Source organism: Hyphomonas sp., from assembly GCF_036964145.1.
In the GTDB taxonomy this organism is placed as follows: domain Bacteria; phylum Pseudomonadota; class Alphaproteobacteria; order Caulobacterales; family Hyphomonadaceae; genus Hyphomonas.
On record NZ_JBALUC010000001.1, the window covers coordinates 229,714 to 252,296 of the forward strand.

25 protein-coding genes and 1 pseudogene are annotated in these 22,583 nt (G+C 62.3%); 8 read left to right on the forward strand and 18 right to left on the reverse strand.

Annotated features, from left to right (window positions below; all coding sequences use genetic code 11):
* Positions 1–74: 74 nt before the first annotated feature.
* Together V7660_RS01180 and V7660_RS01185 are read left to right on the forward strand one after the other, a co-directional pair.
* Complete coding sequence (locus V7660_RS01180; protein ID WP_335601290.1) at positions 75–548, forward strand: MmcB family DNA repair protein; 474 nt, start codon at positions 75–77, stop codon at positions 546–548.
* A 5-nt stretch (positions 549–553) separates the two neighbouring features.
* Entirely contained in the window at positions 554–991 is a 438-nt protein-coding gene (locus V7660_RS01185; protein WP_335601291.1) for a hypothetical protein, read from the forward strand.
* Here the strand turns inward: V7660_RS01185 and tkt are convergent.
* The gene (tkt, locus tag V7660_RS01190; protein ID WP_335601292.1) at positions 988–2,964 is read right to left on the reverse strand and encodes a transketolase; all 1,977 of its coding nucleotides are present in this window, start codon (positions 2,962–2,964) and stop codon (positions 988–990) included. The two genes, V7660_RS01185 and tkt, sit on opposite strands and share 4 nt — an antisense overlap.
* 101 nt (positions 2,965–3,065) lie before the next feature.
* On the opposite strand from tkt, the gene V7660_RS01195 reads away from it, so the two are divergent.
* From V7660_RS01195 to V7660_RS01210, 4 genes are all read left to right on the forward strand, one after another.
* Positions 3,066–3,347, forward strand: coding sequence for a DUF4164 family protein (locus tag V7660_RS01195; RefSeq protein ID WP_335601293.1), 282 nt, complete (start codon positions 3,066–3,068; stop codon positions 3,345–3,347).
* Entirely contained in the window at positions 3,340–3,648 is a 309-nt protein-coding gene (locus tag V7660_RS01200; protein ID WP_335601294.1) for a cell division protein ZapA, read from the forward strand. Before V7660_RS01195 ends, V7660_RS01200 begins: the two co-directional genes overlap by 8 nt.
* Before the next feature lie 78 nt (positions 3,649–3,726).
* Positions 3,727–3,939 carry an HIG1 domain-containing protein gene (locus V7660_RS01205; protein WP_335601295.1) on the forward strand — a complete coding sequence of 71 codons (213 nt, stop codon included), beginning with the start codon at positions 3,727–3,729 and terminating at the stop codon, positions 3,937–3,939.
* Positions 3,940–3,949: 10 nt separating this feature from the next.
* Complete coding sequence (locus V7660_RS01210) at positions 3,950–4,522, forward strand: cob(I)yrinic acid a,c-diamide adenosyltransferase (RefSeq protein ID WP_335601296.1); 573 nt, start codon at positions 3,950–3,952, stop codon at positions 4,520–4,522.
* Here V7660_RS01210 and V7660_RS01215 read toward each other — a convergent pair.
* The 6 genes from V7660_RS01215 to argH are packed head-to-tail and all read right to left on the reverse strand — an operon-like array spanning position 4,519 to position 11,440.
* A complete protein-coding gene (locus V7660_RS01215; protein WP_335601297.1) occupies positions 4,519–5,481 on the reverse strand; it encodes an MBL fold metallo-hydrolase in 963 nt (320 codons plus the stop codon). The two genes, V7660_RS01210 and V7660_RS01215, sit on opposite strands and share 4 nt — an antisense overlap.
* A gap of 52 nt (positions 5,482–5,533) precedes the next feature.
* On the reverse strand, positions 5,534–8,296 hold the full coding sequence (locus tag V7660_RS01220) for a DUF4175 domain-containing protein (RefSeq protein WP_335601298.1): 2,763 nt from the start codon (positions 8,294–8,296) through the stop codon (positions 5,534–5,536).
* Entirely contained in the window at positions 8,275–9,549 is a 1,275-nt protein-coding gene (lysA, locus tag V7660_RS01225; RefSeq protein ID WP_335601299.1) for a diaminopimelate decarboxylase, read from the reverse strand. The genes V7660_RS01220 and lysA overlap by 22 nt, the downstream gene beginning before the upstream one ends.
* A gap of 3 nt (positions 9,550–9,552) precedes the next feature.
* Positions 9,553–9,816, reverse strand: coding sequence for a hypothetical protein (locus V7660_RS01230; RefSeq protein WP_335601300.1), 264 nt, complete (start codon positions 9,814–9,816; stop codon positions 9,553–9,555).
* Positions 9,817–9,826: 10 nt separating this feature from the next.
* Positions 9,827–10,060, reverse strand: coding sequence for an LPS translocon maturation chaperone LptM (gene lptM / locus V7660_RS01235; RefSeq protein WP_335601301.1), 234 nt, complete (start codon positions 10,058–10,060; stop codon positions 9,827–9,829).
* A gap of 6 nt (positions 10,061–10,066) precedes the next feature.
* Positions 10,067–11,440, reverse strand: a complete 1,374-nt coding sequence (gene argH / locus V7660_RS01240) for an argininosuccinate lyase (protein WP_442910016.1) — start codon at positions 11,438–11,440, stop codon at positions 10,067–10,069.
* Between the two features lie 63 nt (positions 11,441–11,503).
* Between argH and V7660_RS01245 the strand changes: the two genes are divergently transcribed.
* Positions 11,504–12,088 (forward strand): TlpA family protein disulfide reductase, encoded by a 585-nt coding sequence (locus V7660_RS01245; RefSeq protein ID WP_335601303.1) that lies wholly within the window; start codon positions 11,504–11,506, stop codon positions 12,086–12,088.
* Here the strand turns inward: V7660_RS01245 and V7660_RS01250 are convergent.
* From V7660_RS01250 to rpmE, 3 genes are all read right to left on the reverse strand, one after another.
* Positions 12,077–12,841, reverse strand: a complete 765-nt coding sequence (locus V7660_RS01250; protein WP_335601304.1) for a hypothetical protein — start codon at positions 12,839–12,841, stop codon at positions 12,077–12,079. The genes V7660_RS01245 and V7660_RS01250 overlap by 12 nt on opposite strands.
* A gap of 71 nt (positions 12,842–12,912) precedes the next feature.
* Entirely contained in the window at positions 12,913–13,401 is a 489-nt protein-coding gene (locus V7660_RS01255; protein WP_335601305.1) for a thermonuclease family protein, read from the reverse strand.
* Positions 13,402–13,564: 163 nt separating this feature from the next.
* A complete protein-coding gene (gene rpmE / locus V7660_RS01260) occupies positions 13,565–13,783 on the reverse strand; it encodes a 50S ribosomal protein L31 (protein WP_034814727.1) in 219 nt (72 codons plus the stop codon).
* Between the two features lie 158 nt (positions 13,784–13,941).
* Between rpmE and V7660_RS01265 the strand changes: the two genes are divergently transcribed.
* On the forward strand, positions 13,942–15,774 hold the full coding sequence (locus V7660_RS01265; protein ID WP_335601306.1) for an ABC transporter transmembrane domain-containing protein: 1,833 nt from the start codon (positions 13,942–13,944) through the stop codon (positions 15,772–15,774).
* Between the two features lie 2 nt (positions 15,775–15,776).
* On the opposite strand, the gene V7660_RS01270 is transcribed toward V7660_RS01265, so the two are convergent.
* From V7660_RS01270 to V7660_RS01305, 8 genes and pseudogenes are all read right to left on the reverse strand, one after another.
* Complete coding sequence (locus tag V7660_RS01270; RefSeq protein WP_335601307.1) at positions 15,777–15,935, reverse strand: hypothetical protein; 159 nt, start codon at positions 15,933–15,935, stop codon at positions 15,777–15,779.
* Between the two features lie 70 nt (positions 15,936–16,005).
* Positions 16,006–17,502, reverse strand: a complete 1,497-nt coding sequence (locus tag V7660_RS01275; RefSeq protein WP_335601308.1) for a flavin-containing monooxygenase — start codon at positions 17,500–17,502, stop codon at positions 16,006–16,008.
* Positions 17,503–17,601: 99 nt separating this feature from the next.
* Positions 17,602–18,420 (reverse strand): inositol monophosphatase family protein, encoded by an 819-nt coding sequence (locus tag V7660_RS01280; RefSeq protein WP_335601309.1) that lies wholly within the window; start codon positions 18,418–18,420, stop codon positions 17,602–17,604.
* A gap of 8 nt (positions 18,421–18,428) precedes the next feature.
* Positions 18,429–18,995, reverse strand: a complete 567-nt coding sequence (efp, locus tag V7660_RS01285; RefSeq protein WP_335601310.1) for an elongation factor P — start codon at positions 18,993–18,995, stop codon at positions 18,429–18,431.
* 117 nt (positions 18,996–19,112) lie between these two features.
* Complete coding sequence (thiE, locus tag V7660_RS01290; RefSeq protein ID WP_335601311.1) at positions 19,113–19,793, reverse strand: thiamine phosphate synthase; 681 nt, start codon at positions 19,791–19,793, stop codon at positions 19,113–19,115.
* Between the two features lie 26 nt (positions 19,794–19,819).
* A pseudogene (locus V7660_RS01295) lies at positions 19,820–20,055 on the reverse strand (DUF1272 domain-containing protein).
* A gap of 86 nt (positions 20,056–20,141) precedes the next feature.
* The gene (locus tag V7660_RS01300; protein WP_335601313.1) at positions 20,142–21,035 is read right to left on the reverse strand and encodes a fructose bisphosphate aldolase; all 894 of its coding nucleotides are present in this window, start codon (positions 21,033–21,035) and stop codon (positions 20,142–20,144) included.
* Positions 21,036–21,332: 297 nt separating this feature from the next.
* Complete coding sequence (locus tag V7660_RS01305; RefSeq protein WP_335601314.1) at positions 21,333–22,529, reverse strand: phosphoglycerate kinase; 1,197 nt, start codon at positions 22,527–22,529, stop codon at positions 21,333–21,335.
* Positions 22,530–22,583 lie beyond the last annotated feature (54 nt).

Consider the following 22,583-nt stretch of genomic DNA (forward strand, 5'->3'; position numbering starts at 1 on the left):
GGCTTGGGCTTGACCTTGTGGCGACATCGCCAGTACGGTTTACGGAACATTAGGCGAACGAAATTGAGGGGCTCATGGCAGAGCTGGCAGATATAGGCATTCCGGACTCGCGGGCCGGGGAAATCGTTCGGGGGACGCGGCGACTGCTTGGCGGGCTCGGCTTTTTCGGCGTGACGGAAATGAGCCTGGCCAACAATCGCCGGGCGGACATTGCTGCCGTCGGTCCTTCAGGCGAAATCTGGATGGTGGAGGTAAAGTCATCGATTGCCGATTTCCGGTCGGATTCGAAATGGCCTGAATACATGCCCTTTTGCGACCAGCTCTATTTCGCTGTCGCCAGCGATTTCCCGCAGGAGCTTATCCCGGATGAGACGGGCCTGATCGTGGCCGATGCATTCGGTGGGGCGGTCATCCGGGATGCGCCGGAGGACAGGCTGCCAGCGGCGCGGCGCAAGGCCGTTACCCTGCGCATGGCACGCCTCGCCGCCATGCGTTTGACCCAGACGGCAGATATCGGCTGGACGGCGGCACCGGGCTTGCTTACCTGAGCGCCATGAGTCACGCCTTTCCCATTGCGATACGTGTCGAAGACGCGCTGAGACCGGGCGTCAAAGCGGCCCGTACCCGCAGCGACGCAGAAGCGCTCGCGCCCGGATACACGGTCGAGTCGCTATCGACTGACTGGCTGAACGTGACCGAGGAAGAGGCCGAAGCCTATCTGAAATCGCACAATGATGAAGAGGGGGCCCACGGCCACCTTCAGAAATATGAAGACAATGAGGGCAAGCCCGTCCTCGCTGTGACCTGGTGGAAACTGGTCGACCCTGCCCTGGTCACGCGCCTTCCGGCAGCGCGCAAGAAAAAACCGGCGACTGAGAAGCCGCCGGTCGAAGATCATACCGATGATCTCTATTTTCGGTCTGGCCGAACCAAGCCACGCCGCAAGCGCTACATTGATCCTCGCCAGATGGATCTGTTCAAGTCCAGCTAGAGCAGACCCTTGACCGCCTCGGCGACCTTGTCGGCCGTAATGCCGAAATATTCGTACAGCTTCTGGTAAGGCGCACTGGCGCCGAAGCTGTCCATGCCGACAAAGGCGCCTTTTGAGCCGAGCCAGCGATCCCAGCCGAAGCGGACGCCGGCCTCGACGGCCACTTTTGGCAGGTCACCGCCCAGCGTTTCGCGCTGGTACTTCTCGTCCTGCTGCGCGAACAACTCCATGCATGGCATCGAGACGACGCGGACATGGATTTTCTCTTTCGCCAGCTCAGCCTGGGCCTGAAGTGCAATTTCCACTTCCGAACCGGTCGCGATCAGTACCGCAGCTTCGCGCGACTTCACGCCTGATGGCGAGACGACATAGCCGCCGAGCGCGCTGAGATTTTCGTCCGTGTGCTCCTTGCGCGCCGGGGCAAGACCCTGGCGGGTAAGCGCCATTGTGGCGGGGCCGTCGGCATTGTTGAGGGCAACTTCCCAGCATTCGGCAGTTTCGACACCGTCGGCCGGGCGGAAGACCCGCATGTTCGGCATCGCGCGGAGCGAGGCAACTTGTTCGACCGGCTGGTGGGTCGGGCCGTCTTCGCCGAGGCCAATCGAGTCATGGGTCATGACATGCACCACACGTGCGCCCATCAGGGCGCCGAGCCGGATGGCCGCGCGACTATAGTCCGCAAAGACGAGGAAGGTGCCGGAATAGGGGATGATGCCACCATGCAGCGCCATGCCGTTCATCGCGGCGGCCATGCCGTGCTCCCGCACACCATAATGGACATACCGGCCCGCCCAGTCGGACGGCGTCATCGGCGTCGTTACCGCTGTCTTCGTATTGTTGGACCCGGTCAGGTCAGCCGAGCCGCCGACCATTTCCGGCACAAGATGCGTGATGACTTCGAGGGCTGCACCGCTCCATTGGCGGGTAGCTTTCTTCTCGCCGCCTTCGACGACCGCCTTCTTGTGCTTGATGATCGCCTTGGAGAGGTTCTTCGGCAGGCGTCCGGCCATGGCGGCGTTGAACTCGCCCTTGTGCGGCGAGGCCATCTGGCGCTCTTTCCAGGCCTTGCGGGCCTCGGCGCCGCGTTCGCCGACCTTCTTCCAGGCTTTCTCGATGGCCGCGGGAACTTCGAACGGCGCGTGAGGCCAGCCAATGTTCTCCCGGATACCGGCGATCTCGTCGGGGCCGTAAGGACCGCCATGGGCCTTGCCGGTACCGGCCAGCTTCGGCGCGCCATACCCGATGATGGTCTTGATCGCGAGGAAGACGGGCTGCTTCTGTTTCTGGGCCCATTTCAGAGCGGCCTCGACGTCTTTCTCGTCATGGCCGTCCACTTTGCGGGTGATCCAGCCGGAGGCTTCAAGACGTGCGCACTGGTCGGTGGAATCTGCGACATCGATATTACCGTCGATGGTGACCGAATTGTCGTCCCAGAGAACGATCAGGCGGTCGAGTTTCATGTGACCCGCGAGCGTGATCGCTTCCTGGCTGACGCCTTCCATCAGGCAGCCATCGCCAACAATCACGTAGGTCTTGTGGTCAACGAGGTCGTCACCGAAGCGCGCATTCAGATGACGCTCTGCCATCGCCATGCCGACGGCGGTGGCGATGCCCTGGCCGAGCGGGCCGGTCGTTGTCTCGACGCCCTTGGTGACGAAGTTCTCAGGGTGGCCGGGTGTGTTCGCACCGAGTTGGCGGAAATTGCGGATGTCATCCCGGCTAACGGATTTATAGCCGGTGAGGTGCAGCAACGAATAGATCAGCATCGAGCCGTGGCCTGCTGACAGGATGAACCGGTCACGGTCTGGCCAGTCAGGCTGCGAGGGGTCGAATTTCAGGAATTTGCGGAAAAGAACGGTTGCAGCATCTGCCATGCCGAGCGGCAGGCCGACATGTCCGGATTTGGCCGCCTCGACGGCGTCCATGGATAGGGCGCGGACGGCGTTTGCCATGTCGCGGTTCGTGACAGCCATTCTGCTAGTCTCCTTTGGTTTGCGGAAGTCGTAGGCCAGACTAAGGCCGTTGCGTCAAGTCGCTTGGCGGATTGGGATAATACCGTTACTTCATTGTGTATATGAGTGAAATCGATCCTGCCATCCGCCAGCTTGATGAGGCGTTGATACGACTGGAAGGCGCGCTCGACAGCCTGATGGCGCGCGCCGGCAATCCCGACGTGATCAAAGCCGAGCTTGCCGCCCTCGTTTCTGACCGATCTGACCTGGCTGAACAGCTTGATGCATCTCTGGCACGGGAGAAGCAATTGCAGCTGCTGGCAGACGAAGCAAGCGAGGCCCTTGGCTCTGCCATCGAGGAAGTCCGCGCCGCCATTGGCCGGGAAGGGCAGCCGGATGGCTAAGGCAGATATCCAGCTTCGCGGCCGGTCATATTCCATTGCCTGCGCCCCCGGCCAGGAGAGCCGCATTGAGGCCCTGTCCAAGCAACTCGATGCGCGGGTGAACCAGATCGCAGGGGCGGTGGGTGACATTGGCGATGAGCGCCTGCTGCTGATCACGGCACTGGCCTTGCTTGACGAATTGGATTCAGCGCGCCGCTCCGCGCCCGGTAGCGCCGCCAGCGAAGCCAGGGCCGCCGAAGCCCTGCTCAAGGCGGCCAGCCGGATTACCTCATTGGCCGAACGGATGGAAAGCGGCAGCTGACCCCCGCGACGCTTTGCGCGTGGCAAACAGCCTCTCGCGCTTTATGCTCTCATCTTCACGCTGCTTGAAAGGCCGCCCATGCAAACCATCCTGATGACTGGCTTCTACGTCGCGCTTGCGGCGCTGGTGGTCGTATTGGGGATCGGCATCGCCAACATCGCCCGCACCGATGACAAACAGGCAAGCCGGTCCAACAAGCTGATGCGTCTGCGCATCATGATTCAGGCGATCGTGATTGTGCTCCTTGTTGCGCTCGGTGTGACGCTGGGTGCAGTCAAGATCGGTTTCTGAGGGGCGCGTCATGGTCAAACTGGACAAGATCTACACCCGCTCCGGCGACAAGGGAAAGACACGCCTCTCGACAGGTGAGCCGGTCGACAAATGGCATCCGCGCGTCGTTGCCTATGGCACGGTAGATGAGACCAATGCCGCGCTCGGTGTGGCCGCGCTCAAGGCCGAGGGTGATATGCTCGCCGCCATCCGCCGTATCCAGAACGATCTTTTCGATCTTGGCGCCGACCTCGCAACGCCCGACCGGGGCAAGACGCTGGAATGGACTCCGCTGCGCATCATTGAAAGCCAGGTGAAACGACTTGAAACCGAAATCGACGCGATGAACGAGCGTCTCGCCCCATTGGACAGCTTCATCCTGCCGGGTGGCAGCGACCTCGCTGCGCACTTCCATGTCGCGCGTACGCTTTGCCGCAGGGCCGAGCGGGAAGTGGCGGAAGTCTTCGCGATGGAAGACGAAATCGTCAGTCCCGAAGCGCTTGCCTACATTAACCGACTGTCGGACTGGATGTTCGTCGCCGGCCGTGTTGCCAATAATAATGGCGCCGACGACGTCAAATGGGTGCCCGGCGCAAACCGCTAGGCGCGCTGCGTGTCTCGCACCTCTGCCATCAGGCCGAACAATTCGATCACGGGTGTAACCACACCATCCCCGCGATATTCCCGGTAGAGCGTATCGACATTGAGGGCGATGCGTTCGGCGTCGCCCCAGCTTGAGTAGTCCCCGAGTGCGATATCCAGCGCGGCATCCCGCACACTTAGGCCAGCCTCAAATCGTCTGCGCGCTTCGGCGTCCACGAATTTGAGGTATTCAGCAACGCGGCGGACGCCCGCCTTGTCCGTCACCGGACCATGCCCCGGCACAATGACATCGACGTCCATCTCGCAAATCCGGTCGCACGCCCCGACCCAGTTGGAGACGGGCCCGGCCCACATCAGCGGCGTGCCATCAATGAACAGGATATCGCCCGTGAAAACCGTCTTGTCGTCTGGCACATGTACCAGTACGTCGCCTTCTGTATGGGCTGGCCCGACTTCTATCAGCTCGACCACCTTGTCGCCGACCTTCAGATCCATCTGACCTGCAAAGGTCTGTGTCGGTGCGCGCTCCTCGACGTTGTCGAAATCGAACGGCGCAAAGATGTCCGCAAAATAGCTGCCGGCAGGTCCAAGCTGCCCGCCGAGCTTCTTGAACTGGGCCAGCATGGCTGGGGGCACTTCAATCATTTCCTTCGCGCTGGCTTCCGACGCGATGATATCCGCCTGCGGACAACAGCCATTGCCATGACAATGATCGCCATTTGCGTGCGTATTGACGATGACACCAATGTCCTCTGCGGCAAGAGCGGTCGCGTCCTGCATCGCGCACAGCATGGTGCGGGTAAGCGGCATGTCGAACAGCGTGTCCACCAGCAGAGACTGGTCACCGTCCCGGATCAGGCCGGCATTCGACCAGCCCCATCCGCCATCCGGCTGAAGCCAGGCATAGAGCCCGTTCCCCAGATCTTTCAGTCCATGCGTGTAGGTCCAGCGCTCGGCCATGTCCGTTTCCTCCCGTTTCTATCAAGTCAGGGAAAGAGAAGGGGCGCAAGGGTCAGAACCGGTCGAGCAGTCGGCGCAAATATTCGCGCTCTTCCTCATCATCGGATTCATTGTAGCGCTGGCGCAGCTCTTCGAGGATGTCCTTGGCGCGCTGTCGTTCGCTTGCATCCGGAATGTTGACCTCTTCGCCACTATTGCCCGGCCCTCCGGCGGGGCGACCGAAAGGATCGCTGGCCTGAGCGTCCTGGCCATTGCGTTCGCGTTCCAGCGTATCCAAACGCTCGGCCAGATCACGGGAGACTTCAGAGAGCGCGTTTGTGGCCATTTCCTGATTGCGGGCGGCACGGCGCTCATTGCCTTGTTGCAGGGCGTCTTCGGCCTGGCGCTGGGCGCGGCGAATATCCTCTAGCGCGTCTGGATCGACGCGCCCTTCGAGCGCATTCTCGCCTTCCGTGCCGGCGCCTAATCCCTGTTCGCGGGCAAATTCCTCGACCAGCCGACCAAGGCGGGCCTGCCGCTCGGCAAGAGATTCCGATTGTCCGGGACCAGAGCCTTCGCCTTCATTGCCTTCGGCAAACTCTCCGCCGCCGCTGCCGGGACGTTCGCCATTCTCCTCGCCACCTCCTTGCGGGGATTCGGTCTGGCCGCTGCCCGCTTCGCCGCCGCCGGGTTCGCCAGATTCCTGTCCCTGCCGGGTGCCGGATTGCTGGCCGGGTTGTTGGCCAGGCGCCTGGCCACCCTGTTCCTGTCCTGACTGGCCGGGACGCTCGCCGCGTTCCTGGGCCAGCGTGTCATCATTCAGTTGGCGCTGCTCACGCAGGATTTCGGACAGACGGCGCATGGCATCGGTCAGTTCCTGTTCTTCCGGCGGCAGGTCTTCCTGTTCGCCGTCGGCTTGCTGACCGGGCATGCCCGGCATGCCACCCGAGCCGGACTGACCCTGCTGGAATTCGAGATTCTGCAGCATGTTCGTAATGTCGGAAAGCAGCTGCCGGGCTTGGTCCGTCGCGCCGGTTTCGGTGAGGTCCTGCAGGGCGTTCAGCATGTCCTCGAAATCCTGCCCGCCGAGATCTGGCCCGCCGGACATGGCTTCCTGATCCATTTGCATTTGCGGCTGCTCACCGCCATTGGCGATGGCCTCGGCCATCTTGGCGGCAAGGTATTCATTTGCCGCATCCCGGAAGGCTTCCATGCGCTGCTTGATCTCGTCTTCGGAGGCGCCATCACGCAGGGCCTGTTCGAGGGCGCGGCGCGCGGCTTCAAGCCGTCTCAGCGCATCGGCTGCGCTGCCATATTCGGCGCGTAGCGCCAGCGCCCAGAGCAGGGGATCTACCTGTTCGGCTTCATCTTTTGTGGCGGCTGTGTCGAGGATGCTCCGGGCAGTCCGGAAGGTGAGGTAGACGCCCTGGTCACGGATATAGCGCTCGCCCTTATAGGTCATCGCATCCAGCATCAGCGCGGCTTTCTGGATATCCGGCGGGGCGGTGCCGAGGCGATTTGCGGCGGTCAGATTGAGGGCATCCTGTTGCAGCGCGTCGTCATTCTTCGACAGGTCAGCGTAGTCGCGTGGTTCGCGCAGCACGGTGACGCGAACTTCCTGCGCAACACGGGCAATCGGGTCGAGGAAGAGTTTTTCGGGCAGCTTGAAATCCACCGGGGCGCTGAGGCCGGTCTGACCGGCGCCATCTGTCGCGACGAGGCGCAAGGTGACCGGCATACCGGCCCAGCGATGGCGGGTGAGGTCCAGCTGGGTGATGTCCTCGGCAGAGGTGGGCGCCGCGCCGGACAGGGGAATTCCCACATGATCGGCTTCGTCCGGCGCAGCCGGGTTGGGCGTTTGCAATCTGATCTGAAGCTCCAGCGAGGAGACACCATAATCATCCGATACGGCCCAGACGATTTCAGTCCGGTCCTGCCGGCCCATTTCAGGCGCCTTCACGAAGCGGGCGGCCGGCGCGTCATCTGGAGAGGTCAGCAATTGCCAACCTGCCCGCTCGCCCCACCAGTTCACGGACAGGCGTGTGTCCTCGACAATCTTCGCGCGGGCTTCATAGGCGCCATCGGGCGTAGGTTCGAACCGCTGCTTGTGGGTGGTTTCGCCCTTCAGGATCAGTTTCGGCGCGCTATGGGCCTGGGTACGCAGGGTCACTTCAGAGCCTTCCGGCACGCGCACATTCTGCAGCTCAGGTGTCAGGAAAATCGGCGCGCGGCCAGTATGTTCCGGCGGTGTGATCCACGCTTCGACCACCATGCCGTCAGCGCCCACCAGGGCGCCATAGTCCGGAAACAAGGCGCGTTGCAGACGCGCGCCCGCATCCGTTCCGGCAAACACACCCATCAGGAGGAGCAAGGCCGGCAGGACCGCTCGCATCCAGTAGGGGTCGAGGCGGTTCCAGTCCCGCGACAGGGAGGGCGGCTTCAGGCGTTTGGCTTCTTCCAGCAGGCGCAGGCGATGCTTCTGCCACAATTTCTGCGATCCGCGGCTCACGCTTGCCGGGCGATCGGTCAGGGAGGATACGGGCCGCAAATCTGATTGCTGATCGAGCAGGCGCGCGGCGTCCTCACGGCTGACGGGCGTATAGCGCCGGCCGCCTTGCAGGATGAACAGGATGGACCCGCCGAGGAAAAGAATCGTCGCCACGGCGGCGACGGCTGCGCCCATGCGGTCAATGACGCCCGCCAGAGCAATGGCCAGAAAGATGGCAACAAAGGTCAGGAAGGGCCAGAACGCCTTGAAGAAGGCGTAGACCGTCAGCTTCCGCCGTGTGGCGGAAACCTTGGCGTGGAGCGCCTTCATGCCGTCTGAGTTAGCCAATCAGGTACCTTTTCAAGGGCGATCATTTCTTCAAAGTCCGGACGACGACGCACAATGTCAAATGACGACCCGTTCACCAGAACTTCCGGAACCAGCGGCCTTGCATTGTAGGAGGATGACAGCACAGCGCCATAGGCACCTGCAGACATGAAGGCGATCCGCTGGCCGGGCCGCACGGCGGTCATCTCACGGGCCTTGGCAAATTTGTCTGTCGACTCGCAGATCGGGCCGACCACGTCATAGGTCTTGCGCTCCGCCCCTGCGCCGGCCTGAGCCAGAGGCAGGATATCGTGATGGGCGTCATAGAGCGCGGGGCGCATGAGGTCGTTCATGCCGGCATCAATGATCAGGAAATTCGTGTCGGGCGCTGTTTTTTCATACAGCGCCGTGCTGAGCAGCACGCCGGCATTGCCCGTGATCACACGGCCCGGCTCAAGGATGACCTGCACGCCGAGATCCTGTGTCACCTCAGCGATCATGGCGGCGTAATCAGAGGGCGGCGCGGGCGCGTCGCTGTCCCTGTAGGGGATGCCCAGCCCGCCGCCGAGATCAATGCGGCGGATATCATGGCCAGCTTCGCGCAAGCGTTTGGCGAGGCCCACAACCTTCTCAAAAGCGGCCCGCATCGGAACGAGGTCGCCGATCTGGCTGCCGATATGCACATCCACGCCGACCACACGGATGCCGGGCAGCGTGGCGGCTTCAGCGTAGAGGTCTTCGGCATCGCTCCACGGCACGCCGAACTTGTCGCCCTTCTTGCCGGTCGAAATGTTCGGATGGCCGCCTGCGGCGACATCGGGATTGACCCGGATTGCGACGGGCGCCTCGGTGCCGGTCAGGCTGGCGACCTCTGACAGGCGGCGCAGTTCGGCCGCGCTTTCCACATTGAACTGGTGGATGCCGGCGCGCAGGGCCAACTGCATTTCCTCGGCCGTCTTGCCGACTCCGGAGAACACGATGCGGTCCGCCGGAATGTCCGCCCGCAGGGCGCGCTGCAATTCCCCGCCGCTGACGACATCTGCGCCGCAGCCTTCCTGCGCCAGCGTCGACAGGACGCCGAGATTCCCGTTTGATTTAACGGAATAGGCGATCAGGCAATCCTGGCCCTCAAAGGCCGAGGCGATAACGCGGGCATGCCGCACCAGGGTCGCTGATGAATACACATAGCAGGGCGTGCCGACTTCATCGGCGATCTGGTTGAGGTTCACGCCTTCGCAATGGAGGCTGCCGTCCTGATAGGTAAAGTGATGCATGGACTACTCGACTTCGCCGAGCGCGCCATTATCGATGGGCGTCGTCGGCTTGGCTTCCGGGACGACACCGCCCCATTGATTGGTCACCGGGCCTTCGGCTTCGGTCACATCGAGTTCGGTCGCAACGGCGACCGGTTCGACAGGGTCAGCGGGGGCGACGGCCTCCACCACCAGCGTGGTCGGCTGGCTTTGGCATGCGGCGGCGAGGCACAGCCCCGTAAGGCCGGCGATCAATCGCACGGCCAGCAATGGTGTTGGTAATTTCATGGACCGCTCCCTACGCGCCGCCGAGTAATTCGTCATCTGCATCCGTATCCGTGTCTTCGTCCTCACGGTCGGGCAGACTTGGCAAATTGTTCTGGTTCTGGGGCGGCAGTTCAGCAGGCTCCAGGCCATCGCTCGGCTCACCCCAGAGCGGATCGGGGCGCTTCAGGTCTCCGGTCAGGCCGCAGGCTGCCAGATTGGCAGACGTGACCATGAGAGCGGCGGCGAAAAGGAGGGGGCGTTTCATCAATGACTACTCCAGTCGAAGTCTCTGTTTCCACTGTGCCACTTGTTCGGCAACGCGAACAGGGCTTGTAGCGCCATAAGATGTCCGAGATGAGGCAGAGGCTTCAACCGTCAGAACATCAAATACCGCATCTGTTATATCGACATGCACGGCCTGCATGTCTTCCCGTGTCAGATCGGACAGATCGCAGGCTCTGGCCTCGGCTTTTGCGACCAGTTCCCCGGTAATATGGTGCGCGGTCCGGAAGGGCAGGCCGAGTTCGCGGACCAGCCAGTCGGCCAGGTCGGTCGCGGTCGAGAAGCCCTTTGCGGCAGCGGCACGCATATTGTCCGGTTTGAAGCGGATCGTCTCGATCATGCCCGTCATTGCGCGGACGCACAGAGTGTAGGTGTCGAAGGCTTCGAAGGTCAGGCGTTTGTCGTCCTGAAGATCCTTGGCATAGGCCAGCGGCAGCGCTTTCACGGCCCCTTGCAGGGATGTGTAGAGCCCGGTGATCAGGCTTGCCTTGGCACGGATCAGTTCGGCGGCGTCCGGATTGCGCTTTTGCGGCATGATGGATGAGCCGGTCGACCAGGCGTCAGTCAGCTGGGCAAAACCGAATTGCGCGCTGGTCCACAGCACGATTTCTTCAGCAAGCCGGGACAGATGCGTTGCCGCGATGGACAGGGCGGCGAGGGCCTCAAGCGCGAAGTCACGGGCCGAGACAGCGTCCAGCGAATTGGCCATCGGACGGGCAAAGCCGAGCGCCTCTGCCGTCATGTCCCGATCAATGGGAAAGCCGGTACCGGCCAGAGCGGCGGCGCCAAGAGGACACTCATTCAGGCGTTCAGCGCAGCCCAGCAGGCGCGAGCGGTCGCGTTCCAACATTTCAGCATAGGCCAGCAAATGATGGCCAAGCGTGACCGGCTGCGCGGTCTGGAGATGGGTGAAGCCGGGCATGACGGTGTCGGTGTTTTCGTCGGCACGTTTGACCAGTGCGCCCTGCAGGCCAGCTATCAATTGCATGGCCTCATCCAGCGCGCCACGCGTCCAGAGGCGGAAATCGGTCACGACCTGGTCATTGCGGGAGCGTGCCGTGTGCAGGCGGCCAGCGGGCTCTCCGATCAGCTCCTTGAGGCGCGCTTCGACATTCATGTGGATGTCTTCCAGCTCGCGGCGGAAGGGGAACGATCCGTTCCTTAACTCCTCGGAAATCTTGTCCAGCCCGCCCTGAATGGCGTCATTGTCGCCCTCAGAGATGATGCCCATTTCGGCCAGCATGTCGGCATGGGCGCGGCTGCCGGCAATGTCTTCCGCCGCCATACGGCGATCGATATCAAGGGATGCATTGATTTCTTCCATGATATCGGACGGGGTCGCGGCAAAGCGTCCGCCCCACATTGTCTGGCCTTTGCCTGTCGTCACTGCCATATCCCTTCAAACTCGTATTGGAGACCGTGCCCCATGACCCGTCTGGCCTATATCGCCCTCTTCTTGGTCGGCCTGATCGCAATTGTCTATGCGCTGATGAGCGCAGGCGGCGGAAAACCTCCCGAAAACCGGCTGGAAGCCTTTGCAACAGGCGAAATCGAGAAACTGGACTTCGCCAATGTCGGCACCCCGGCGGCCGAGGCGCCTTTCTATCAGGAAGACGGATCTCCCGGCACGCTGGCCGACTACCAAGGGAAGGTCATTCTCGTCAATTTCTGGGCCACCTGGTGCGCGCCGTGCGAGAAGGAAATGCCATCACTGGGTGCGCTTCAGACTGCACGAGGCGGGGACCGGTTTGAAGTCGTCGCGATCAGCGTCGATTCCGAGGAAGACCGCGCCTATGCCGCCCAGCGTCTCGGCGAACTGGGCGCCAGCAACATCGCCTTCCACAGCGCGACGCCGGAACAGTATGAAATTGTCTATGACAGCGGTGTGCAGGGATTCCCGACGACGATCCTGTACGATGCCGCCGGGGCCGAGATTGCCCGCCTGGCGGGGGATGCTGACTGGAGTTCTATCGAAGCCGTTGGATTTATTGACGCCCTGCTAAAGCAGTGAGGCGGCGAGGCGCGCCCGGGCAATCTGGGTGCCCATTGCCGGTTCGGGGGCAACGGCCTTGGTCATGACCGGCCCTTCGCTGGGCCACATGCGCACAAGCAATTCCAGTTCGAGCACCAGATCGCCCGCGCCTTCCATCTGGCGCGCCACATTGCGGGCCGTGACGGCGTAGCCATAGGCGGCCTGATAGGCCGGGGCGCGGTGGATGGCGGCGTCCATGACCCCGGCGCCATATTCATCCCCGCACAATTCCAGCAGGAAGAGAATGAGATCCAGCTTTTCCATGCTGGCAGCCTCGAGCGTTGCGGCGAGATTGGCTTCGGCGGCTGTCAGCGCCTCCTCAATTTCCTCAGCGGGAGTTCCAGCCGTGGCGGCCGCGTGGACGGTTTCAAACACTTCAGGGTCGAAGCCAAAGCGGTCAAATCCGTTGCGCTCGGTGGCTGTCTCGCGGGATGCGGCCGAGTCCAGTTGCGCGGCGGCGAGATCCGGTTCGCCGGCCCGGTAGAGGGCGATCCCGGCGGCAACATGTCCTGCCATGACGGCAAGCCGCTTTTCGGTGGACAGGATGCGGACGCCAGCCGATGTGCTCACTTCGTTGCCAGCAAGGGCGCGGTCCGTTTCGACTTTGGCGGAATTGTCAGGCAGGCCGGTTTCGGGCGCTGGCGCCGCGTACGGGGCCTGGCCATCGCAGGCAGGCAGAATGGCCAGGCCGAGCAGGAGGGACGCGGCAACGGCCTGTTTGGGAAAGATCATGCTGGACGGCTCCTCGCGTAACGGTTCCTAAGCCTAGAGACCCTGGCCGAGCGGAGCAATGCGCGATCCCGTTACGGGCTGAGGGGGCTGGAGAGCGTGGCCTTCCGGGGCGGCGTACACCAGTCGGGCTTTGGCGCCCCGCCATCATAGTCCCAGATCTGGTGGGTGCCCTCTGAAACCAGCGTCGTGGCCAAGTCTGCTCCGTCGATGCTGATATCCACCACCAGACGCTTGTATCGGTCGAGACCATAATCACGCGTAACGGCAATCTCCTTGCTGCGGGTCAGTTCGATCACTTTTTCCTTGGCGATATAGCCCTGTTCGCGCTCGGCCTCGCACTCGGCGCCGCCCAGCTGTTTCAGGCTGCGGGTCTCGGGCGCATCGACGCCATGCAGGCGGAATTTCGTGCCGTCGGGCAGGCGGCCGGAATCGCCGTCGGACCAGTAGACGAGGCCGTCCTGTTCAATGGCGGCCTGCGCGGCAAGCGCAGCGGCCCCACCAAGTCCGGCAAGGATCGCAACGGAATAGAGGATGGATTTGAACTGAACGCCGCGCAGCATGGCCTGCCTCCCTGAATGTGGGGTGCACGCTGGCTATGGCGGGTTAAGCGGCAGTTAACCGGTCAGGCCCGCGCCTGAATTTGGAGGAGGGAGTCCCCAAAGAAAAACCCCGGCCATTCGGTCGGGGCTTTCCACTATACGCATCATGCGAAGCGAAGAACGCTTACATGAAGCCTTTGAACTTGTCTTTGAAGCGCGACACGCGGCCACCGCGGTCGAGCATCTTGCCGTCGCCGCCGGTCCAGGCCGGGTGCGATTTGGAATCGATGTCCAGAACCAGGCGATCGCCTTCGCTGCCATAGGTGGAGCGGGTCTGGTATTCAGTGCCGTCTGTCATCACTACGGTGACGAAGTGATAGTCGGGATGACCTTCTTTTTTCATGGCCTTCGCCTCTCTTGAACTCTAATGACAACCGCGCTGCCATCGCTTGGGTGCGCGGGCTTGTCTCAGCCTGTTTTCGAAGTGGGGCGTGTAACTGAAAGACGTGGCCTCTGCAAGAGGTTGCTGGCAGGGAATCTGAAAGGATTTATAGACACCGCATGGCCGATACCGACAGCTCCTACACAGAAGACCGCCGCGCAACAGAACCTGCAGGGGGCGAGGCGATCAACCGGCCCAAGGCAAAGTCCCTGAAACCGCTGGCCCTGTTGATGCCTTATGTGGCCCGTCACTGGGTGACCGTGTTGGTCGCCTTGGTGTTCCTGGTGCTCGCAGCCGCCGTGAGCCTGGCCATTCCGCTGCTGCTCGGCAGCGCGGCAGATGCGGGTCAGGCGGCGCGAGGCAGTGCCGAGGAATTGCTGGCACTGGTCGACCGCGCGTTTCTCTGGGTGGCGCTGGCTGCCATCCTGTCCGGCGTCCTCGGTGCCGTTCGGTTCTATTTCGTTTCCCGCTTCGGCGAGCGCATCGCGGCTGATCTCCGCAAGGACCTCTATGCGCATCTGCTCAAGCTCTCGCCCCGCTATCATTCGCAGATGCGCTCAGGGGAGGCGGTCTCGCGTCTGACGGCCGACATCACGCTGATCGAGACCTTCCTTGGCTCGTCGGCCTCGCTGGCCGCCCGGACGCTGCTGACGACGACGGGCGCGCTGACCATGATGCTGGTCGTTAACTGGAAGCTCGGTCTCACCTTGCTGGCCATGTTGCCAGTGGCGGTCCTTCCGGTCATGGCGATTGGCCGGGTGATCCGGAAGATGTCGAACCGGGCCCAGTCACGCCTGGCCGATGCAGGCGCAGAAGCGGCCGAGGCGCTGGACGCAATCGAACTGGTTCAGGCCTATAATCGCGAGCAGAGTCGGCTCGGCGCGTTCACCGAAGCGGTCGAGGCGACGTTTGATGCCGCGATGCGCCGGATCGGGGCCCGGTCCCTGATGATCGTGCTGGTCTCTGTCCTGCTGTTTGGCGGCTTTGTGGGTGTGCTCTGGATGGGCGCACGGGCCGTAGCCACCGGGTCGATGAGCTTTGGCGATCTCGCCTCCATGGTGCTGTACGCGCTTTATGCGGGGTCGGGCTTTGGCATGCTGGCGGAAGTCTATGGCGAAGTGATGCGCGCTGCCGGCGCCGCAGACCGCGCGGCTGAAGTTTTGAATGCCGAACCCGAGATCACCGCGCCTGAGCATCCGGTGGCCCTGCCAGGCAAGGTGACCGGCGCGCTCGCCTTTGACGATGTCAGCTTCCGCTATGGGGATGAGGCGGTCTCGGCGCTCGACCATTTCTCGCTGTCGGTGAAGCCGGGCGAATTCGTGGCCCTGGTGGGCCCGAGCGGCGCAGGCAAGACCACCGTCTTCCGTCTGGCCCTGCGCCTGTTTGATGTGCCGTCGGGTGCCGTCACGCTGGATGGGGTTTCCGCCATGCAGGCCGACCCGCGCGACTGGCGCCAGCAATTTGCCTATGCGCCACAGGAATCGGCGCTGTTTACCGGCACCGCGGCGCAGAATATCGGCTTTGGCACGGACACGCCTGACGCGGCATTGCTGGAACAGGCGGCCCGTATGGCCGAGGCGTTTGACTTCCTGGCGGAGAAGGATGGGCTGGCCACAGATCTCGGCCAGAAGGGCCGCAGCCTGTCAGGCGGTCAGCGCCAGCGGATCGCGCTTGCGCGGGCGCTCGTGCGCGATGCGCCGGTGCTCTTGCTGGACGAAGCGACCTCTGCGCTCGATTCCGAGAGCGAAGCTGCCGTGCGCCGCGCCATTGCAAACGCTGCCGAGGGCCGCACGACGCTGGTCATCGCGCACCGCCTGTCGACGGTGCGCCGGGCTGACCGGATCATCGTGATGGAACATGGCCGCATCGTCGAGGAAGGCAATCACGAGGAACTCGTGGCCAAGGGCGGCCTCTATGCCCGCCTCGCCGAATTGCAGTTTGCGGAAGGCTAGGCCTATTTCCTGCGGAGTTTCTTGACCTTGCCGTCAATCGTGAAGGCGAAGGCCAGCGACAGGATCAAGGGCACCCAGATGGGCAGTTCTCCCAGTCCCGGCGCGTTGAGCGCCGCCGCGAGATGATCGTCCACGCACCACCACAATAGCCATAACCACATATCCGTATTCCCTTCATCAAGCCCCTACACTTGAATATAGGGAGCTCGATGACGGAAATACAGGAAAACGCTATTCGGCGGCCTGAAGGGCAGGCCGTTTGCTTTCAGCCTCTTCGGCTTTCGTGAAGTCCATCACGCCATCGGCGATTGGCCCCCGGCGGAGATTTTTCACGTCCGCGCTGTAGTTCTGGTTCAGCTTCCACGGTTTCTCAGTGTGCTGGCGCGGGAACTGGTCCATCACACGCTGGAAATAGCCGGAGGAGAAGTCCACGAACGGCTCGGTCTGGTTCGGATACTGCTCCAGTTTCGGCATGGCGGACGTGTAGCCGTGCTGGTCCATATAGTTCAGCAGGCGGCAGACATATTCAGACGTCAGGTCGGCCTTCAGGGTCCAGGAAGCATTGGTATAGCCGAAGGTAACCGCCAAATTCGGCATGTTGGACAGCATCACGCCCTTGTAGTTCAACAGGCGCCCGGCGTCTGTCTTTGTGCCGTCAACGGAGACATCGACCCCATTCATGAACTGCAATTTCAGGCCGGTCGCGGTGACGACGATGTCTGCTCCAATCTCCTTGCCGGATTTCAGCTTGATGCCATTGGCCGTGAACGTCTCGATATGGTCGGTCTCGACACTGGCCTTGCCCGACTTAAGCGCATTGAACAGGTCGGAATCCGGCACAAGGCAAAGCCGCTGTTCCCACGGATTGTAGGCCGGGTTGAAATGGGTCTCGACCGGATAGTCTGGACCGAGTTCTTCCTTGACCATGCCGATCAGGCGTTCGCGTGCCTTGTCTGGATTGGCGCGGGTCTTCTTGAAGAAGAATTGCTGCAGCAGGACGTTCCGCCAGCGGATGAAGGAATAGGCCCAGCTGTCAGGCAGCACCTTGCGCAGGAAATTGGCGAATTTGTCGACCGCCGGGCGGGAGACGACATAGGTCGGTGACCGCTGGAGCATGGCCACATGCGCGGCCTTGTCGGTCATCGCCGGGACCAGTGTCATGGCGGTGGCGCCAGAGCCGATAATGACGACTTTCTTGGCGGTATAGTCGAGGTCTTCCGGCCAGTGCTGGGGATGGACGAACTGGCCCTTGAAGGCCTCTTCGCCCGGAAAGTCCGGCCGGTAGCCCTCATCATAGCGGTAATAGCCGCCACACATGAACAGGAAGCGGCAGGTCGTGACGCTGCGGGCGCCATATTCGTCCTCATGCGTCACATGCCAGGCCTGGTCGGGCGTGGACCAGTCGGCGGCGACGATGGTCGTGTTGAACTTGATATGCGGGGTCACGCCGTATTCGTCGGCGGTGTCCTCGACATATTTCCGGATGGACGGCCCGTCCGCGATGGCCTTGGCCTCGGTCCAGGGTTTGAAATTATAGCCCAGCGTATGCATGTCGCTGTCAGAGCGGATGCCCGGATATCGGAACAAATCCCATGTTCCGCCAATCGCGCTGCGTTGCTCGAAGATCTGGTAGCCGATGCCCGGGCATTTCTTTCCGAGATGCACGGCGGCGCCGATGCCGGAAAGGCCCGCCCCAATGATTAGAACGTCCGTATCGGTATGTGTCATGATTGTTTCCTGCCCATTTTTTAAGCCTATAAGGCCAAAAAATGACGCAGGTGTCACGGGCTTTCTGGGTCGGCTTGGCCTTGCCGCAAGGGAAGGGGGTTAGTCGGCCTTACGCGTAAAGGCAGCTGCGTGGCGCAGCTGCTTCTCGATCAACGGGTGCAGCTCTTCATTGGCTGCGAGGACAGACCCGGATTGCATCATGTCGCCGCCATCGATTTCGGCCACGGTGCCGCCCGCTTCGCGTACCAGGACAATGCCGGCCGCGATGTCCCAGGGCTTCAGGCCGCGTTCCCAGAATCCGTCAAACCGTCCGGCCGCCACATAAGCAAGGTCCAGTGCGGCTGAGCCATACCGGCGGATGCCGGCGCAGGCGGGCGTCATGGCAAGCATTTCGCGCGCGAAATTCACGTGCATTTCTTCCGATTTCCCATGCCAGGGTGTTCCGGTAGCAATCACCGCTTCATTGAGACGGCTGCGGGCGGCTACGCGCAGCTTGCGATTTTCCAGCCAGGCGCCGCGGCCCGTTTCGGCCCAGAAGATCTCGTTCTTGGCCACGTCATAGACGACGCCGGTCAGCAGCTTGCCTTCACGCTCCAGCGCGATGGAAACCGAATAATGTGGCTGCCCATGCAGGAAGTTCAGCGTGCCATCGAGCGGATCGACGATGAATTTGTTCGACTTGTCCGTACCTTCGACAATGCCGCGCTCTTCCATGACAAAGCCATAGCCGGGTCGCGCCTTGGCGAGGGAACTATAAATGATCTCTTCGGCGCGATGGTCGGCGTTCGAGACGAAATCTGCCGGGCCTTTCTTGGAGACCTGCAGGTTTTCGACTTCGCCGAAATCGCGGGCGAGCGACCGGCCGGCCGCGCGCGCGGCGGCGATCATGACGGTGCCGACGGGGGAGGGTTTGGACATGGGAGTTCCTAGTCGGAGCGACGGAGATAAGTGGAGTCAGCGGTCTGGACAACGATCCGCTCGCCGGGGCCGACGAAAGGCGGAACCATGACACGGACACCGCCGTCACAGATTGCTGGCTTGAAGCTGTTGGCGGCTGTCTGGCCTTTCACGACCGGCTCGGTCTCCTGGACTTCCAGGATCACCTGTTCGGGCAGGTCCACGCCAATTGGCGTTTCGCCATAGAATTCGATGGAGACGGTCATGCCATCCTGCAGGAAGGCGCCCTGGTCGCCGATGAAGTCCCGCTGGATCGCGATCTGCTCGAAGCTTTCCTGGTCCATGAAGGTGAAGGCATCATCATCCGCGAAGAGGAATTGATGGTCTTTCTGCTCCAGACGGACCTTTTCAACGGTCTCGGACGAGCGGAAACGGACGTTCGATTTCGAGCCGTTCAGCAGGTTGCGCAGTTCGACCTGATTGAACGCGCCGCCCTTGCCGGGCTTCACCGAAGCCGTCTTCAGGGCGCGCCAGACCGTGCCATCATGCTCGATGACGTTGCCGGGCTTGATTTCATTGCCATTGATCTTGACCATTGGGGCATGTCCTCTTGGGGTTTGGCGGGGGCGTAAGCCCTTGGCCTGAAACGGTCAAGCGGGCGGAGTGTTAATGCAGGCGCAACCGGGGCGGGGATTTGCAGTTCCCGTGCGCGCTCAGGCGCCTGCCTGCTCCAGCCGGTCCAGCAAGGCGTTGAATTCCGCGATCGCGAGGGGCGCGCCCTTCGGATGGTTCCAGACGCCGGACGAAACGGCGAGGAAATCGGCGCCGGCGAGGATCAGCGGTTCGGCATTCTCAACCGTGATGCCGCCAATCGCGACGCAGGGTACTTCCATGCTCTCCTGCCAGATCTCCAGCAGTTCGGGCGACGCCTCGACGGTGTCTTCCTTGGTGCCGGTCGGGTAGAAGGCGCCAAAGGCGACATAGTCCGCCCCGGCTTCGCAGGCCTGCATGGCGGTGTGGCGGGAATTCTTGGCGGTCGCGCCGACGATCATGTCCGGGCCGACAATTTCGCGGGCCTGTTTGACCGACATGTCCCCAAGGCCGACATGGACCCCGTCCGCGCCAAGCTCCACGGCTAGGTCCGGGCTGTCATTGATGAGGACGGCGACGCCATAAGCCTGCGCCATTTCGGTGACCGCCGCGCCGACTGCGCGGGTGGCCTCGGCGTCGATCTCGCCGGCGCCTGTCTTCAGGCGCAGCTGAAGACAGGCGACATCGCCCGCCGATAAGGCCGTTTCCAACAAGGCGGCAAAGCCCTCCACATCCTCGATGCGGGGCGGCGTGATCAGGTAAAGCCGCGTGCGCGGGCGGACATAGTCTTTGGTCTTGCTCATGCGGCGCGCTATAGCGCAGGGTGTGCCTAGCCGGAAGCCTTCAAAACCCGCTGCGTGCTGGCCGGATAGGCATCGAGCGGCTTGCCGCGCCGCATCGGCCGGGGCTGGAGGTGTCGCCGCCGCAATTCGGACAGCGACCTTCCAGCGGGCCGTTCGTGCAGTCAGAGCAGAACGTGCATTCGAACGAGCAGATGAAGGCCCCGACCTCGTCCGCCGGAAGGTCCGTATCGCACTGTTCGCAATTGGGGCGCATATCCAGCATGGAAAGCTCCTACACGGATTTTGTGACGGGCACAAAAAAGGCGGCCCCGCGCGGGCCGCCTTTTGAGATCAGGAAGGGGGGCTGGATCAGCCCGCCTTCGAGGCCTGATAGATTCCGTCGATCGTGGCGGCGAGGGTCGTGTTGAATTCCGCGTCGCTCTGGCCAGCCGAGAGGCCTTCGGTCAGGGCGCGGGAGAAGCTGGCAATCATGCCGGTATTCTGGGCGAGCTTGCCGCAGGCATCTTCGCGGGCATAGCCGCCCGACAGCGCCACGACGCGCATGACGCGCGGATGGTTGACAAGGGATTTGTACTGGTTCGCCTTGGTCGGCAGGGAGAGTTTCAGCATCACCTGCTTGTCACCGCCCAGCGCGTCGAGCTGCTTGGTGATCTCGGCAAGGAGGATGTCTTCTGCCTCGGCCTTGTCGGCGATGGTGATGGTCACTTCCGGCTCGATGATCGGCATCAGGCCGTGGCCCAGGATCTGGCGGCCGACATCGAATTGCTGCGCGACGATGGCGGCGATGCCTTCCGGATTGGCGGCATGGATGACCGAGCGCATCTTGGTGCCGAAGATGCCCTTGGAAACGGCGCGCTCAAGCAGATGGTCGAGATCCGGCATCGGCTTCATCATCTGGACGCCATTGGATTCGTCGGCGAGGCCCTTGTCGACTTTCAGGAAGGGAACGACCTGGTGTTCGTTCCAGAGATATTCAGCGGTCGGCGTGCCGTCGACTTCGCCGTCCATCGTGCGCTCGAACAGGATCGCGCCGATGACTTTCTCACCATTGAAGGCCGGGGCCTTGATGATGCGGGCGCGCATCTCGTGGATCAGGCCGAACATTTCCTCATCATTGGAATAGGCGTCTTCATTCACGCCGTAGAGGCGGAGGGCTTTCGGCGTGGAACCGCCGGATTGGTCAAGTGCTGCGATGAAGCCATTCTTCTCGGCAATCTGCCGGGCCATTTGTGGATTGGTCATGATTTTACCGGGGAGTCCCTTGCATGCGTGGAATTTGCAAACTTTGCATTCAAGTACCGTGCCTGTCAGACGGGTCAACCGGACAGCGGAGATTGTAATGGGCACGCTCCCATTCGCCCGATTAGCAGGCGGCACGGGGGATTCAGGAGAGCGAGGTGCCAAAGCTGTGCACGATTCCGGGCCTGAAATCGATTTCACCAGACGCATCAAATTTTTCTGACGCTCCGCAGCAGCGCGATGGGAACGTTGTCATTTTGCTTGCCCTGCGCGATATGCCGCAGGCTGTCTCAAAAGAGATCAGGCCTTGAGCGCTTCGACGCCGGGCAGGGCCTTGCCTTCCATCCATTCGAGGAAGGCGCCGCCAGCGGTTGAGACAAAGGTGAAATCGCCGGCCGCATCGGCATGGTTGAGCGCTGCGACCGTATCGCCGCCGCCGGCCACGGCAATCAGCTTGCCCTGGCTGGCGCGTATTCCGGCGGCCTGGGCTGCGGATACGGTGGCTTTGTCAAACGGCGTCATCTCGAACGCGCCGAGCGGGCCATTCCAGACCAGGGTCTTCGATTTGCCCATCGCATCCACCAGATGGGCGACCGTGACCATGCCTGCATCCAGGATCATCTCGTCGGGCGCGACCTCATCCGGGGCGCAGGTGCGGTTCTCCGCATAGGCCGCGAACTCCTTCGCGACGACAACGTCCTTGGGCAGAAGGATTTCGCACTTGTTCTTTGCCGCGATCTCCATGATTTCGCGCGCGGTATCGGCCAGATCATGCTCGCAAAGGGACTTGCCCACATTGATGCCCTGGGCGGCCAGGAATGTGTTGGCCATGCCGCCGCCAATGGCGAGGCGGTCCACCTTGGTGACGAGGTTCTTGAGCAGGTCGATCTTCGAGGAAACTTTCGCGCCACCGACGACGGCGAGCACCGGGCGTTCCGGCGTGCCGAGCGCCTTGTCCAGCGCGTCCAGCTCGGTTTCCATGTTGATGCCGGCATAGGCTGGCAGCAGCGTCGCGAGGACGGCCGTCGAGACATGTTTGCGGTGGGCGGCGGAGAAGGCGTCATTGACGTAAATGTCGCCGAGCTCCGCGATCTCTTTCGCCAGTTCCGGATCGCCTTTTTCCTCGCCTGCATAGAAGCGGGTATTCTCCAGCAGGATCACGCCGGCGGGGTCCAGCTGGGCCATGGCCTGTTTCACATGCTCGCCCTTGCAGTCGGCGATGAAGCTGACATTCGAGCCGAGGACCTTGGCGAAGGCACCCGCGATTGGCGCGAGGCTCATCTCTGCAACGCGCTCGCCCTTGGGACGGCCGAAATGTGCGAGCAGGGCAACCTTGGCGCCCTGGGTGCGCAGGGTCTGGACCGTATCAATGGCGGCGCGCAGGCGTGTGTCATCGGTGACGAGGCCGTTTTCCATGGGGACGTTGAAGTCGACGCGGACGAGGGCGGTCTTGCCGGTCAGGTCGCCGGCATCGGCAAGGCGTTTGAAGCTGGACACGGGATTTCCTCCAGTATGCCCGGCCAACCGGGCGCGATGCGGCAGGGAAAGAAA

Bases quoted from the DNA above. Each gene is read 5' to 3' on its own strand.
- V7660_RS01270 (WP_335601307.1), bottom strand. From the start codon at position 15,935: ATGTGGTTATGGCTATTGTGGTGGTGCGTGGACGATCATCTCGCGGCG.
- V7660_RS01265 (WP_335601306.1), top strand. From the start codon at position 13,942: ATGGCCGATACCGACAGCTCCTACACAGAAGACCGCCGCGCAACAGAA.
- V7660_RS01300 (WP_335601313.1), bottom strand. From the start codon at position 21,035: ATGACCAATCCACAAATGGCCCGGCAGATTGCCGAGAAGAATGGCTTC.
- V7660_RS01210 (WP_335601296.1), top strand. From the start codon at position 3,950: ATGGTCAAACTGGACAAGATCTACACCCGCTCCGGCGACAAGGGAAAG.
- V7660_RS01200 (WP_335601294.1), top strand. From the start codon at position 3,340: ATGGCTAAGGCAGATATCCAGCTTCGCGGCCGGTCATATTCCATTGCC.
- V7660_RS01185 (WP_335601291.1), top strand. From the start codon at position 554: ATGAGTCACGCCTTTCCCATTGCGATACGTGTCGAAGACGCGCTGAGA.
- thiE (WP_335601311.1), bottom strand. From the start codon at position 19,793: ATGAGCAAGACCAAAGACTATGTCCGCCCGCGCACGCGGCTTTACCTG.
- lptM (WP_335601301.1), bottom strand. From the start codon at position 10,060: ATGAAACGCCCCCTCCTTTTCGCCGCCGCTCTCATGGTCACGTCTGCC.
- V7660_RS01250 (WP_335601304.1), bottom strand. From the start codon at position 12,841: ATGATCTTTCCCAAACAGGCCGTTGCCGCGTCCCTCCTGCTCGGCCTG.
- V7660_RS01180 (WP_335601290.1), top strand. From the start codon at position 75: ATGGCAGAGCTGGCAGATATAGGCATTCCGGACTCGCGGGCCGGGGAA.
- V7660_RS01255 (WP_335601305.1), bottom strand. From the start codon at position 13,401: ATGCTGCGCGGCGTTCAGTTCAAATCCATCCTCTATTCCGTTGCGATC.
- V7660_RS01215 (WP_335601297.1), bottom strand. From the start codon at position 5,481: ATGGCCGAGCGCTGGACCTACACGCATGGACTGAAAGATCTGGGGAAC.
- efp (WP_335601310.1), bottom strand. From the start codon at position 18,995: ATGGTCAAGATCAATGGCAATGAAATCAAGCCCGGCAACGTCATCGAG.
- V7660_RS01195 (WP_335601293.1), top strand. From the start codon at position 3,066: ATGAGTGAAATCGATCCTGCCATCCGCCAGCTTGATGAGGCGTTGATA.
- V7660_RS01245 (WP_335601303.1), top strand. From the start codon at position 11,504: ATGACCCGTCTGGCCTATATCGCCCTCTTCTTGGTCGGCCTGATCGCA.
- V7660_RS01275 (WP_335601308.1), bottom strand. From the start codon at position 17,502: ATGACACATACCGATACGGACGTTCTAATCATTGGGGCGGGCCTTTCC.
- rpmE (WP_034814727.1), bottom strand. From the start codon at position 13,783: ATGAAAAAAGAAGGTCATCCCGACTATCACTTCGTCACCGTAGTGATG.
- V7660_RS01280 (WP_335601309.1), bottom strand. From the start codon at position 18,420: ATGTCCAAACCCTCCCCCGTCGGCACCGTCATGATCGCCGCCGCGCGC.
- lysA (WP_335601299.1), bottom strand. From the start codon at position 9,549: ATGCATCACTTTACCTATCAGGACGGCAGCCTCCATTGCGAAGGCGTG.
- V7660_RS01205 (WP_335601295.1), top strand. From the start codon at position 3,727: ATGCAAACCATCCTGATGACTGGCTTCTACGTCGCGCTTGCGGCGCTG.
- tkt (WP_335601292.1), bottom strand. From the start codon at position 2,964: ATGGCTGTCACGAACCGCGACATGGCAAACGCCGTCCGCGCCCTATCC.
- V7660_RS01230 (WP_335601300.1), bottom strand. From the start codon at position 9,816: ATGAAATTACCAACACCATTGCTGGCCGTGCGATTGATCGCCGGCCTT.
- argH (WP_442910016.1), bottom strand. From the start codon at position 11,440: ATGTGGGGCGGACGCTTTGCCGCGACCCCGTCCGATATCATGGAAGAA.